Source organism: Burkholderia oklahomensis C6786, from assembly GCF_000959365.1.
Lineage (GTDB): Bacteria > Pseudomonadota > Gammaproteobacteria > Burkholderiales > Burkholderiaceae > Burkholderia > Burkholderia oklahomensis.
In genome coordinates this window covers 3,457,237-3,469,086 of sequence record NZ_CP009555.1, presented here as the reverse complement: position 1 = coordinate 3,469,086, position 11,850 = coordinate 3,457,237, and the positions used below count along the sequence as shown (strand labels likewise).

At 65.9% G+C, this 11,850-nt stretch carries 10 protein-coding genes and 2 tRNA genes; 3 read left to right on the top strand and 9 right to left on the bottom strand.

Annotation, left to right across the window (positions count from 1 at the left end; genetic code table 11):
• Positions 1-40 precede the first annotated feature (40 nt).
• The 3 genes from BG90_RS15425 to BG90_RS15415 form a co-directional block, all read right to left on the bottom strand.
• A tRNA-Asp gene (locus BG90_RS15425) sits at positions 41-117 on the bottom strand.
• A 623-nt stretch (positions 118-740) separates the two neighbouring features.
• A complete protein-coding gene (locus BG90_RS37345; protein ID WP_045568207.1) occupies positions 741-986 on the bottom strand; it encodes a DUF2188 domain-containing protein in 246 nt (81 codons plus the stop codon).
• A gap of 256 nt (positions 987-1,242) precedes the next feature.
• On the bottom strand, positions 1,243-1,737 hold the full coding sequence (locus tag BG90_RS15415) for a BCAM0308 family protein (RefSeq protein ID WP_010102973.1): 495 nt from the start codon (positions 1,735-1,737) through the stop codon (positions 1,243-1,245).
• A gap of 418 nt (positions 1,738-2,155) precedes the next feature.
• On the opposite strand from BG90_RS15415, the gene BG90_RS15410 reads away from it, so the two are divergent.
• Positions 2,156-2,485 carry an HPF/RaiA family ribosome-associated protein gene (locus BG90_RS15410; protein ID WP_010114871.1) on the top strand — a complete coding sequence of 110 codons (330 nt, stop codon included), beginning with the start codon at positions 2,156-2,158 and terminating at the stop codon, positions 2,483-2,485.
• 314 nt (positions 2,486-2,799) lie between these two features.
• Here the strand turns inward: BG90_RS15410 and BG90_RS15405 are convergent.
• From BG90_RS15405 to tig, 6 genes are all read right to left on the bottom strand, one after another.
• Positions 2,800-2,875, bottom strand: a tRNA-Val gene (locus BG90_RS15405).
• Positions 2,876-2,932: 57 nt separating this feature from the next.
• Positions 2,933-3,205, bottom strand: coding sequence for an HU family DNA-binding protein (locus BG90_RS15400; RefSeq protein WP_010114869.1), 273 nt, complete (start codon positions 3,203-3,205; stop codon positions 2,933-2,935).
• Positions 3,206-3,431: 226 nt separating this feature from the next.
• The gene (lon, locus tag BG90_RS15395; RefSeq protein ID WP_010102970.1) at positions 3,432-5,852 is read right to left on the bottom strand and encodes an endopeptidase La; all 2,421 of its coding nucleotides are present in this window, start codon (positions 5,850-5,852) and stop codon (positions 3,432-3,434) included.
• Positions 5,853-6,046: 194 nt separating this feature from the next.
• Positions 6,047-7,318, bottom strand: a complete 1,272-nt coding sequence (gene clpX / locus BG90_RS15390) for an ATP-dependent Clp protease ATP-binding subunit ClpX (RefSeq protein ID WP_010102969.1) — start codon at positions 7,316-7,318, stop codon at positions 6,047-6,049.
• 159 nt (positions 7,319-7,477) lie between these two features.
• Positions 7,478-8,131 carry an ATP-dependent Clp endopeptidase proteolytic subunit ClpP gene (clpP, locus tag BG90_RS15385; RefSeq protein WP_025989765.1) on the bottom strand — a complete coding sequence of 218 codons (654 nt, stop codon included), beginning with the start codon at positions 8,129-8,131 and terminating at the stop codon, positions 7,478-7,480.
• Between the two features lie 133 nt (positions 8,132-8,264).
• Positions 8,265-9,611 (bottom strand): trigger factor, encoded by a 1,347-nt coding sequence (gene tig, locus BG90_RS15380; protein ID WP_010102965.1) that lies wholly within the window; start codon positions 9,609-9,611, stop codon positions 8,265-8,267.
• Between the two features lie 448 nt (positions 9,612-10,059).
• Between tig and BG90_RS15375 the strand changes: the two genes are divergently transcribed.
• Positions 10,060-11,229: a glycerate kinase gene (locus tag BG90_RS15375; protein WP_010114867.1), complete on the top strand. Its 1,170-nt coding sequence runs from the start codon at positions 10,060-10,062 to the stop codon at positions 11,227-11,229.
• Positions 11,230-11,324: 95 nt separating this feature from the next.
• Positions 11,325-11,774, top strand: coding sequence for a MarR family winged helix-turn-helix transcriptional regulator (locus BG90_RS15370; protein WP_010102959.1), 450 nt, complete (start codon positions 11,325-11,327; stop codon positions 11,772-11,774).
• Positions 11,775-11,850 lie beyond the last annotated feature (76 nt).

The window sequence follows — 11,850 nt, the reverse complement described above, 5'->3', positions numbered from 1 at the left end:
GCAAGAAAAAAGGCGAACCGGAGTTCGCCTTTCGGGATGATGGCGGAGCGGACGGGACTCGAACCCGCGACCCCCGGCGTGACAGGCCGGTATTCTAACCGACTGAACTACCGCTCCTTGGTCTGGCTTGCATGCGGGGACACGGAACCGGACCGCATGCCAAGGCGCCAATTTCCAAGGCGCCCGGCTCGCTCGAACCCTGGACGGGCAACGCGCGCGCTTGGTCGGACCCAGCAGCTACCGCGACATCGCGGTAATCCGCAATGGTATCCGAAGTTGTCGTTCGGGCGCAACGGCAATTTGTTTGCCCCTTGCGATTCTCGAGGCGCGGTCCAGAACGGCTCACGCCTCGAGAATCGCCGATCGCCATTCACGGCTCCCGCCCCCCGTCGACGATCTGAAACGCGCGAAATGCCGGCCGCATTGGCCGCGACGGCCGGCACGAAGGCCAAAGCACGAATCGCACCGCGCCGCACGGCCAACCGACTGCCGCCGCACGCCGACAGTCGCCCGGCCGAGACGAGTGCGAAAAACCGCGACACTCGATCGGGATCGGCGACGGTCGCGGCGCCGGCCCCGATCGCCGCGCAACGCGCATCGGTCGCGCGACGATGCGGCTCAACCAAGAGCACGCCGAACGCAATCGGCTCGATTCACGGCTCGGCTTGCTTCTGCCGCCTTCGCCCTACCGGTCGGAACGAGCCATGCGGATTTCGCGGCGCCCGCCCTGTCGACCACGCTCACCGCGTCCATTCGTCGTCGGTTGCGTCCGCAACGAAGCGGCGCCTCGCCCTCGCCCTCGCCCTCGCCCTCGCCCTCGCCCTCGCCCTCGCCCAACGCTTCGCCCGCGCGATCGCGATGCGGATCGCGCTGCCTTCCGACATCCCCTCTCTCAGCAGCGCATTGGCGATCTCGATCGCCTTGTCGCGCACCGGAGGCGCGATGTTGCGCATCGATACCGGGTAGCGATCGACCGTCCAGCGCATGTCGTCTCCAGGTCCGAGAGTACGTCGATCGAACCGGCCTGCACGGGTGGCCGGCTCCGGATGCGGCGCCGCGCGCCGCATGGCGGCCGGGTTGCCGGCGCCGATGTTCAGGCAGGCTTGGCCTGCGCCATCGCACGACATCGATATGCGCGCACACGACCATTGCGCATCGGCTGCCTGCACGCGGCGAAGCTGCGGCAAACGCCCGCGCACGGGCGGCCGCGACACGCGGACAACGCCACATGCGCCGCGTCGCTCATCGACGCCAATACGCGCGGACGAGCTGTTCGTCGAGACTGTATTTGAGGTCGAGCGAGCCCTGATACGCGGACTTCAGCGCCGAACCCAGATTGCGCGCCAGATGGACGTCGGTGGTGGTTACGACCGTCGCGCCGCCATCCGTGTCGATCGACATGATCCGCTGCATCGGGTGCCCCGCGCGCGCCCGCTCCTCGTGATGGCGCAGCAACTGGAGCAGTTCGGACAGATGCTCGTTGGCGAATGGTCCGTCTATATGGAGATAGCCGGCCGGCAGACGCTCGGCGGTGCGCTGACAGGCGCCGCATTGATGCTCGTGCGCGTCGCCGGGACGCGCGAGCCACTGCCAGCGCCCGGCGCTGAAAACCGCGCCGCAGGTCGGGCACACCGTCGGCTCGTGCAGTTTGCGACGCATCGCATAAGGATCTTGCGCGAGTCCGGGATAGACCTCTTCGTGACTGCCTGCCTTGAAAGGCCGCGTGCGATGGTTCATGGAGACGCTCCTTGCATGACACCGAACGAATGCAACGACAGTTTCAGCCTATGGCAGGCGTCCTCGCCGACGTTGACCTGAGTCAACGAAGCAATGCCGCGCATCCGGGCGCTCGCGCACCGAGCGCCGCGACGTACGGCGCTCGCGTTGCACGCCATGCGCGCCGCACCTCTCCCGCTTGCGCAAGATGCGCCGCCGCACTGCGGCGCATTCGCGCCGAAAACGCATCCCGTGCGCACCCGAGCGCAATCGCCCAGCGTTGATCGACGTCAAGCCGCCATTCGCGCCGCGACGAACAATGAAGGCGTTGCCGCCCGCAAGGAGCCGGGCCGCGCGAATCCGCTTCGCGCACCGTCCGCGGTCGACGACGCATACGCTCGCCCCATTTCGTCTACCTCGTCTTTCACCGAGTACAACAATGAAATTACCGCTCGAAATCTCGATTCAAGGCATGCCTCGCTCCGACGCGCTCGAAGAGGCCGTCGCCCGCCACGCCGCCAAGCTCGAACGCTATTGCGCCGACATCATCCGCTGCCGGGTCAGCGTGATCCTCGACGACAAGCACAAGCGCCAGGGCAAGCCGTTCGACGTGCACATCGACGTGACGATCCCGGGGCACGAGCTCGTGTCCAATCGCGAATCCGACGAGGACGTGCACGTCGCGTTGCGCGACGCGTTCAAGAATGCCGAGCGGATGCTCGACGACGCGGTGAGCAGGCGCCGGGATCGGACGAGGCAGTCCGCGTAACGTGGCACGGCATCGCCGCGGCCGCGGCGAGCCACGAGCGCGCGGCGCACGCGCATGCGAGCCGACAACGCCGCATCAATAGCGTCTTGGCGCCGAGCGAACGACGCCAAACGATCGCGGTGTGGCGCCGCAATACGCGCACCCGCCATCGTCGCGGCAATTCGGCGACTGGCCGGAAGCGGCTCCTTCGCGCGAGCCGCGCCTCTTCAACGGCGTCGCCAAAACAAAAACCCGCAAAGCCAATCGCCATGCGGGTTTCAGTCGCTGCTGCAGTCTTCTTCGGGCTGCGTCGAACGCGTGTCGCGAAACGGAACTGGTGGGTGCTGAGAGGCTCGAACTCCCGACCTACGCCTTGTAAGGGCGCCGCTCTACCAACTGAGCTAAGCACCCGCTCCGGATTCACGCCGTTCTCGATCGGAGTATCGCACCCCTCAAGCAGCAAGCCGGCTAGTTTAGCGCATCCTTCAGTGCTTTGCCAGCCCTAAATTTGGGCACGTTCGCCGCGCGTATCTCGATCGCCGCGCCGGTGCGCGGGTCGCGGCCGCCGCGCGCGGCGCGCTTGCCGACCTCGAACGTGCCGAAGCCAACGAGCGTCACCGCGCCGCCCCGCTGCAGCGTGTTCGTAACGCCGCCGAGCAGCGCGTCGAGCGCACGCGCTGCCGACGACTTCGACAGGTCCGCTTGCCTTGCGATATGTTCGATCAATTCGGTCTTGTTCATCCGTGCTCCGTGGTCGGTCGGCTTGTTCGTCGCTCGGCGCGCAAGCAGGAAAAAAGCGCCACGCGCCGCCTCCATCCATTAGAGGAAGCCGAAACGAAAACGTCAAGACGCGTCCGCCGCACTCGCAGGCTCGCTCGCGAGCGCAACCTGCCGTCGCGCGCAAAAACAAAGCCCACGGCCTCGCGGCCGTGGGCTTGTCAGCGAAACGCGAACTGCCCGCGCGCGCTCAGTGCTTGACGACCTCGGTCGAGCCCGCGTCCTTCGCGGGTTCGGCGACGGGCGCCGCCGCCTTCGCCTCTTCCTCGGGCAGCGCGCTCGGCAGACGTTCGAGCGCGAGTTCGAGCACCTTGTCGATCCAGCGGACCGGCACGATTTCGATCGCGTTCTTCACGTTGTCCGGAATGTCCGCGAGATCCTTCACGTTCTCTTCCGGAATCAGCACGAGCTTGATGCCGCCGCGATGCGCTGCGAGCAGCTTCTCCTTCAATCCGCCGATCGGCAGCACTTCGCCGCGCAGCGTGATCTCGCCCGTCATCGCGACATTGGCGCGCACCGGAATGCCCGTCAGCACCGAAACGAGCGCCGTCGTCATCGCGATGCCGGCGGACGGACCGTCCTTCGGCGTCGCGCCTTCCGGCACGTGGATGTGGATGTCCTGCTTCTCGAACGCCTCGTCCTTGACGCCGAGCCGGCGCGAGCGCGAGCGCACGACCGAGCGCGCGGCCTCGACCGACTCCTTCATCACGTCGCCGAGCGAGCCCGTGCGGATCACGTTGCCCTTGCCGGGCATCACGGCCGCCTCGATCGTCAGCAGATCGCCGCCCACTTCGGTCCATGCGAGACCCGTGACCTGGCCGACCTGGTTCTCCTTCGCGGCAAGACCGAAGTCGTACTTGCGCACGCCGAGGAACGTGTCGAGGTTCTCGCCGTCGACCTTGATCGCACCCGTTGCCTTCTTCAGCAGCAGCATCTTCACGACCTTGCGGCAGATCTTCGAGATTTCGCGCTCGAGCGATCGCACACCGGCTTCCCGCGTGTAGTAGCGGATGATGTCGCGGATCGCCTGCTCGGTGACCTCGACCTCGCCGTCCTTCAGGCCGTTGTTCTTCTTCTGCTTCGGCAGCAGGTAGCGCTGCGCGATGCTGACCTTTTCATCCTCCGTGTAGCCCGACAGACGGATCACTTCCATCCGGTCGAGGAGCGGCGGCGGAATATTCAGCGAGTTCGACGTCGCGACGAACATCACGTCCGACAGGTCGAAATCGACCTCGACGTAGTGGTCGGCGAACGTGTGGTTCTGTTCCGGATCGAGCACTTCGAGCAGCGCGGACGACGGATCGCCGCGGAAATCCATCCCCATCTTGTCGACTTCGTCGAGCAGGAAGAGCGGATTGCGCACGCCGACCTTCGACAGGCTCTGCAGGATCTTGCCCGGCATCGAGCCGATGTAGGTCCGGCGGTGACCGCGGATCTCGGCCTCGTCGCGCACGCCGCCGAGCGCCATGCGGACGAACTTGCGGTTCGTCGCGCGCGCGATCGACTGGCCGAGCGAGGTCTTGCCGACGCCCGGAGGCCCGACGAGGCACAGGATCGGCGCCTTCACCTTGTCGACGCGCTGCTGCACCGCGAGGTACTCGAGGATCCGTTCCTTGACCTTCTCGAGGCCGTAGTGATCCTCGTCGAGGACTTTCTCGGCGTTGGCCAGGTCGTTGTTGACCTTGCTCTTCTTGCGCCACGGCAGCGCGATCAGCGTGTCGATGTAGTTGCGCACGACGGTCGCTTCCGCCGACATCGGCGACATCAGCTTCAGCTTCTTGAGCTCGGCGTCGGCCTTCTTCTTCGCTTCCTTCGGCATGCGCGCGGCGTTGATGCGCTTCTCGAGCTCCTCGAGATCCGCGCCTTCCTCGCCCTCGCCCAGTTCCTTCTGGATCGCCTTGACCTGTTCGTTCAGGTAGTACTCGCGCTGGCTCTTCTCCATCTGGCGCTTCACGCGCCCGCGGATGCGCTTTTCGACCTGCAGGATGTCGATCTCGGCTTCGAGCTGGGCAAGCAGGTGCTCGAGCCGCTCGATGACCGGGAACATCTCGAGGATGTGCTGCTTCTGGTCGAGCTTGAGCGGCAGGTGTGCCGCGATCGTGTCGGCAAGCCGGCCCGCCTCGTCGATACCCGACAGCGACGTCAGGATTTCGGGCGGGATCTTCTTGTTCAGCTTCACGTACTGATCGAACTGCGACACGATCGCGCGGCGCAGCGCCTCCGTCTCGGCGCTGTCGGCGTGGTCCGGTTCGAGCGGCATCACTTCGCACGAGAACTGCGTCTCCTGCTCTTCGATCGAGAGCGCCTGCGCGCGCTGCAACCCTTCGACCAGCACCTTCACGGTGCCGTCGGGCAGCTTCAGCATCTGCAGGATGTTCGCGATGCAACCGACGTCGTACATGTCTTTATCGGTCGGCTCGTCCTTTGCGGCGGTCTTCTGGGCGACGAGCATGATGTGCTTGCCGCCTTCCATCGCCACCTCGAGGGCCTTGATCGACTTCGGCCGGCCCACGAAGAGCGGAATCACCATGTGCGGGAAAACGACGACATCGCGCAGCGGCAGCAGCGGGAGCGTGGTGCGTTCCGGCGGGAGAAGTTGGGTGCCTGACATTTCATTTCCCCATGAGTGGAATCAATTGTTCGGTAAGTAAGGCCGGCACAGTGGATTGCAAGCCTTCAGCGCGTGGGAAATATTCAGTAAAAAAGTTACCGTGCGGTTCGAGTCAGAGTTACCCACAAGATAAACGAAAAAAAGCCGTTCACGATTCCATGAACGGCTTTTTGCTCATGAAACTTCAAAGCCGATCAATTCGAACCCGCCACTTTCGGCGTGTCCTCATAAATGAGTAACGGTTTGCCGTCTCCTTCGATGACGTTGTCGTCGATGATCACCTTGCCGACGCCTTTGAGGGTCGGCAACTCGTACATCACGTCGAGGAGCGCCTGCTCGATGATCGAACGCAGCCCGCGCGCGCCCGTCTTGCGACGGATCGCCTTGCGGGCGACCGCCTGCAGCGCGTCCGGGCGAATCTCGAGTTCGACCCGCTCCATCGCGAACAGCTTCTGATACTGCTTGACGAGCGCGTTCTTCGGCTCGACGAGGATCTTCATCAGCGCGGCTTCGTCGAGCTTGCCGAGCGTCGCGACGACGGGCAGACGGCCGATCAGCTCGGGGATCAACCCGAATTTGATCAGGTCTTCCGGCTCGACCTCGCGCAGCACTTCGCCCGCGTCCCGCTCCTGCTTGCTCTTCACGGTCGCGCCGAAGCCGATGCCGGTCTTCTCGGTGCGGTCGGTGATCACCTTCTCGAGGCCGTCGAACGCGCCGCCGCAGATGAACAGAATGTTCGTCGTGTCGACCTGGATGAAATCCTGGTTCGGGTGCTTGCGGCCGCCCTGCGGCGGCACCGACGCCATCGTGCCCTCGACGAGCTTCAGCAGTGCCTGCTGGACGCCCTCGCCCGACACGTCGCGCGTGATCGACGGGTTGTCCGACTTGCGGCTGATCTTGTCGATCTCGTCGATGTAGACGATCCCGCGCTGCGCCTTCTCGACCTCGTAGTTGCAGTTCTGCAGCAGCTTCTGAATGATGTTCTCGACGTCCTCGCCGACATAGCCCGCTTCCGTCAGCGTGGTCGCGTCGGCGATCACGAACGGCACGTTCAGAAGGCGTGCGAGCGTCTGCGCGAGGAGCGTCTTGCCGGAGCCCGTCGGGCCGATCAGCAGGATGTTGCTCTTCGACAGCTCGACGTCGTCCTTCTTGTCGAGATGCTTCAGGCGCTTGTAGTGGTTGTAGACGGCGACGGCGAGGATCTTCTTCGCGCGCTCCTGTCCGATCACGTATTGATCGAGGATGTCGCGAATCTCCTGCGGGCTCGGCAGGTCGGATTTGGACAGACTGGCTTCGACGCCCGCCGCGGCCGCTTCGTCGCGAATGATCTCGTTGCACAAATCGATGCATTCATCGCAGATGAACACCGACGGCCCCGCGATGAGTTTTTTCACCTCATGCTGGCTTTTTCCGCAAAACGAGCAATACAACAGCTTCTCGCTGTTCGAACCTTTCTTGTCCGCCATGAATTAGAGCCTCCGGACACGTGAGTTACATGATACGCCGTTTGTCCCCGATACCATGACCTGGTAAATACTCGGGAGACGGCGGCGATGTTCTTTTGCCGCAGATGCTCGGGGCGTCTGGCGGGCGCCGCGCCTATTGGGGCGGCACCCCACTAAAGCTTACGGGCGCTTGATCGACACGTGATCGATCAGCCCGTACGCCTTCGCATCTTCGCTGGACATGAAATTATCGCGGTCGGTGTCGCGCGCGATGCGCTCGACGTCCTGACCGGTGTGTTGGGCGAGCAGGTGGTTCAGGCGGTCCTTCAGGTAGAGGATCTCGCGTGCCTGGATCTCGATGTCCGACGCCTGGCCGCGCGCGCCGCCGAGCGGCTGATGGATCATCACGCGCGCGTTCGGCAGCGCATAGCGCTTGCCCTTCGCGCCCGACGCGAGCAGGAATGCGCCCATGCTGGCCGCGAGGCCCATGCAGAGCGTCGACACGTCCGGCTTGACGAACTGCATCGTGTCGTAAATCGCCATCCCGGCCGAAACCGAGCCGCCCGGGCTGTTGATGTAGAGGCTGATGTCCTTGTCGGGATTCTCGCTTTCGAGGAACAACAGCTGCGCGACCACGAGATTCGCCGTCTGGTCGTTGACTTCGCCGACCATGAACACGATGCGCTCTTTCAGGAGCCGCGAGTAGATGTCGTACGAACGCTCGCCGCGGCCGCTCGTCTCGACGACGATCGGCACGAGCCCGAGCGCTTGCGCCTCGAAATCCCGCGGGGCTTGCGAAGCCAACGTGTCCAGCAATTGAGCGCGATTAATCATTCAATGAGCCTTGTCCGGGAATGAGTATTGAACGGCAGGAAACGAGCCCGAGGACGTCGCACGCGGCGCCGCATCATGAAAAAACGGCGTGCGGGCCGTCGCTCCGACAGCCGGCACGCCGCTAGAGCAACACTTATGCTTGCGCCGTTGCGCTCGCTAGTGTTTCGAAGCTTACTTCCTTGTCCGTCACCTTCGCCTTGCCCAGCACGAAATCGACGACGTTGCTCTCAACGACGAACGCTTCCATTTCGGCGAGGCGCTGCTGATTCGAATAATACCAGCGGACCACTTCCTTCGGGTCTTCGTAGCTCTTCGCGAATTCGTCGACTTCCGCACGGATCTGCTCCGGCTTCGCCTCGAGGCCGTTCGCCTTCACCAGCTCGGCCAGCACGAGGCCGAGCTTCACGCGGCGCTCGGCCTGGTCGGCGAACATTTCGACCGGAATCGGCGCATCCTTCGCGTTCGGCACGCCGCGCTGCGCGAGGTCCTGACGGGCCATCTCGACGAGGCGCTGCTGGTCCTGCTCGATCAGCGCCTTCGGCACGTCGAGCTCGGAAATCTTCAGGAGCGCGTCCATCACCTGGTTCTTCACGATCGACTGCGTGCGGCGCTTCGCCTCGCGCTCGAGGTTTTCCTTGATCTCGCCGCGCATCTTGGTCAGATCGCCGTCCTCGATGCCGAGCGACTTCGCGAAATCGGCGTCGATCGCCGGCAGGTGCGGCCACTCGACCTTCTTCACCGTGACCGTGAACTGCGCGGTCTTGCCCGCCACGTCCTTGCCGTGGTAATCGTCCGGGAACTTCAGGTCGAATTCGCGCGACTCGCCCGCCTTCAGGCCGAGCGCCGCCGTCTCGAATTCGGGCAGCATCCGCCCTTCGCCGAGCACGAACACGAAGTCTTCGGCCGTGCCGCCCTGGAACGCGACGTCGTCGATCTTGCCGACGAAATCGACCGTCACGCGGTCGCCGTTCTGCGCCGCCGTGTCCGCGCCGCCGTCGCCGTGCTCGCCGCCTTCGCCGCGCGCGTGGAAGTGCACGCGCTGCTTGCGCAGGATGTCGAGCGTGCGGTCGATTTCGGCGTCGCCGATCGTCGTCGTCGAGCGCTCGACTTCTGCCGCCTCAAGATCGCCGATCTTCACTTCCGGGTACACCTCGAACGTCGCGTCGAACGCGTACGCGCCCTCCGCCACGTCCTGCTTCGGCTCGAAGCTCGGCTGGCCCGCGACGCGCAGGTTCTCCGCGCGGCTGATCGTGAAGAACTCCTGACCGATCTTGTCGCTCAGCACCTCCGCCTCGACCTGGCCCGCATACTGCTGCGCGACCATCTTGAGCGGCACCTTGCCCGGGCGGAAGCCCGGCATGCGCACGTTCTTCGCGAGTTTCTGAATACGGGCGTCGATCTCCTTCTGCACGACATCCTTCGGCAGGGAGATCGTCACACGGCGTTCGAGCTTGCCGAGGTTTTCAACAACGTTAGCCATGGCTTCAATCGTCCTAAAATTATTCGAGCGAATCGGTTTTTCCTTGCCGTGCCAGCCTTGCGACGGACGCGCTGCCGCGCACCGTCCGTTCGCTCGTGCGAGCGCATCGGGCGCAGGCCGCGCGGGCGGCCCGCTCAACCCCGCGCGCGACTCCCGCGTGCGACTCGATCGGCGGCTTGGAGCAACGGCTTTGGCCGGAAGAATCGACTATTCTAGCAAACTATTTTCCTCTCACCGCGAGTTCAGGCGGTGGCGCGCCGCAGCATCGCGCACGCCGCGCCCTCCGTGCGATCCCGGACATGCGCGGCGCGGTATCCCGCACCCGCCGGCCATCCGGTAAGCTCCCTTTTCGACCCCGTCGGTCTTCGCGCCGCACGCACGCGCCGCATCCGCCGTGCCCGCCCGCGCGATCCGCCCGCCGTCATCACGAACAGCATCCGGAGACACCATGTCGCAGCATTCGTCCGCGCCCGTCGTCGTCATTGCGCCCGACTCGTTCAAGGGGTCGCTGTCCGCCGAACAGGTGGCGAACGCGATCGCCGCGGGCGTCGCGCGGGCGCGCCCCGGCGCCGTCGTGCGGCGCTGCCCGATGGCGGACGGCGGCGAAGGCACGCTCGACGCGCTCCTCGCGCACGGCGGCACGCGCCGCACGCTGCGCGTGCCCGGCGCGTCGCTCGCGCCGCGCGACGCGGCCGTCGGCCTCATCGACGCGCGCACGGCGATCGTCGAGACGGCGGAAATCGTCGGCATCACCGATCCGGCCGGCATGAGCGTGCCCGTCGCCGCGCGCAGCACGCGGGGCTTGGGCGACGCGATCCGCGCCCTGCTCGACGAAGGCGTGCGCACGTTCTACGTCGCGCTCGGCGGCAGCAGCACGAACGACGCCGGCGCAGGCCTTCTCGCCGGCCTGGGCTTGCGCGCGTTCGACGCGCACGGCCGCGAAATCGAGCCGACGCCAGAGCGGCTCGCGCACGTCGCGAGCATCGACGCCGCCGAGCTCGACACGCGGCTTGCCGAGGCGTCGTTCGTCGCGATGTCCGACGTCGACAATCCGCTCACGGGCGAGCACGGCGCGACCGCCGTGTTCGGCCCGCAAAAGGGCGTGACGCCCGCGCAGGTCGCGCCGCTCGACGCGGCGCTCGATCATTTCGCGACGCTCGTCGAGGCGGCGCTCGGCCGCCGTCCCACGGGGACTGCCGCTCGTCGCGCCCGCGATCTGCCCGGCGCCGGCGCGGCGGGCGGGCTCGGCTTCGCGCTGCACGTGCTCGGCGCGCGCTTCGAGCCGGGCGCCGAAGTCGTCGCGCAGCAGATCGGACTCGACGCGGCGCTCGCGGGCGCGAACTGGATGATCACGGGCGAAGGCCGCTCGGATGCGCAGACGCTGCACGGCAAAGCCCCGTTCGTCGCGTGCCGGCATGCGCGCGCGGCGGGCGTGCCGGCGACGCTGCTGTCGGGCGCGATCGACGCGGCGGCGCTGCCGCAATTGTCCGATCATTTCGACGGCTGCTTCTCGCCCGCGCCCGGACCGATCACGCTCGACATCGCGCTGCGCGACGCCGCGCGCCTGCTCGAGAACGAGGCCGAGCAACTGACGCGGCTGCGCTACGGCCGGGCCTGACGCGCTCGGCACGTGCGGCCCGCGCGGGCCGCACCGTTGACCGCGCGCCGCGATGCGGCAACAATCGGGCCCGCACCCCTCATTCAGGACACGACATGACAGGCAGCAAAGTCGGGCTCGACCAGTTCATGACCTACCGGATGCACATGCTGAACAAGCTCTCCGACCGCGGCATCGGTGAGCTGTATCAGACGAAGCTCGGCGTATCGCTGCCCGAGGCGCGGATCATCGCGTCGGTCGGCGCGTTCGGGCCGTTCTCGATCATGGAGCTCGCGCGGCGCGCGAACCTCGACAAGAGCCAGGCGAGCCGCGCGGCCGAGGCGCTGATCCGGCGCGGGCTCGTCAAGCGCGGCCCGAGCGACGCGGACGGACGCGTCGTGCTGATCGCGCTCACGCCGGCGGGCGCCGCGCTCAACCGGAAAATCATGCCGATCGCGCGCAAGTGGAACGCCACGCTGCTCGATTGCCTGAGCGAAAGCGAGAAAGCCGCGTTCAGCCGCGCGCTCGACAAGATCATCGCCGGCGCGCGGGAACGGGCCGATTGATCGCTCGGCGAGCGGATGGCCGGGGCTCGTTTGGCACGCTCGGGCGCGGGGTCCATCGGTCGGGTAGCCGCGGGGC

What these genes read in the sequence shown, in the direction of transcription:
- BG90_RS15400 (WP_010114869.1), bottom strand. Translation starts at nt 3,205, where the DNA reads ATGAACAAGACCGAATTGATCGAACATATCGCAAGGCAAGCGGACCTG.
- BG90_RS15370 (WP_010102959.1), top strand. Translation starts at nt 11,325, where the DNA reads ATGACAGGCAGCAAAGTCGGGCTCGACCAGTTCATGACCTACCGGATG.
- BG90_RS37345 (WP_045568207.1), bottom strand. Translation starts at nt 986, where the DNA reads ATGCGCTGGACGGTCGATCGCTACCCGGTATCGATGCGCAACATCGCG.
- BG90_RS15415 (WP_010102973.1), bottom strand. Translation starts at nt 1,737, where the DNA reads ATGAACCATCGCACGCGGCCTTTCAAGGCAGGCAGTCACGAAGAGGTC.
- BG90_RS15410 (WP_010114871.1), top strand. Translation starts at nt 2,156, where the DNA reads ATGAAATTACCGCTCGAAATCTCGATTCAAGGCATGCCTCGCTCCGAC.
- lon (WP_010102970.1), bottom strand. Translation starts at nt 5,852, where the DNA reads ATGTCAGGCACCCAACTTCTCCCGCCGGAACGCACCACGCTCCCGCTG.
- BG90_RS15375 (WP_010114867.1), top strand. Translation starts at nt 10,060, where the DNA reads ATGTCGCAGCATTCGTCCGCGCCCGTCGTCGTCATTGCGCCCGACTCG.
- clpP (WP_025989765.1), bottom strand. Translation starts at nt 8,131, where the DNA reads ATGATTAATCGCGCTCAATTGCTGGACACGTTGGCTTCGCAAGCCCCG.
- clpX (WP_010102969.1), bottom strand. Translation starts at nt 7,318, where the DNA reads ATGGCGGACAAGAAAGGTTCGAACAGCGAGAAGCTGTTGTATTGCTCG.
- tig (WP_010102965.1), bottom strand. Translation starts at nt 9,611, where the DNA reads ATGGCTAACGTTGTTGAAAACCTCGGCAAGCTCGAACGCCGTGTGACG.